Below are 293 nucleotides of genomic sequence, written 5' to 3' on the forward strand. Positions count from 1 at the left end.
CGTGAAATTGTAATAAAAGCACTGCTGATGGCGGTATGGCGTAGACAACCAAGTGCTAATGTTATCGTGCATAGCGACCAAGGTAGTCAATATACAAGTGAAGAGTATCAAGCGTTCTTAACGGCAAATAACCTTACAAGCAGTATGAGCAGGCGTGGTCATTGTTTGGATAATGCTGTTGCTGAGAGTTTCTTCCACTCGCTAAAAACGGAGCGAGTGAAGCGAAAAATCTACGCGACTAGGAATGAAGCAAGGGCAGACTTGTTTGACTATATAGAAGTATTTTACAATCG

At 42.3% G+C, this 293-nt stretch carries 1 protein-coding gene; it reads left to right on the forward strand.

Annotated elements, in window-relative coordinates; all coding sequences use genetic code 11:
* Positions 1 to 293 (forward strand): DDE-type integrase/transposase/recombinase (locus AN214_RS22055; protein WP_152960868.1); only part of this gene is annotated, 293 nt, incomplete at both ends.

Origin of the sequence: Pseudoalteromonas sp. P1-9 (assembly GCF_001399975.1) — a bacterium.
GTDB lineage: Bacteria > Pseudomonadota > Gammaproteobacteria > Enterobacterales > Alteromonadaceae > Pseudoalteromonas.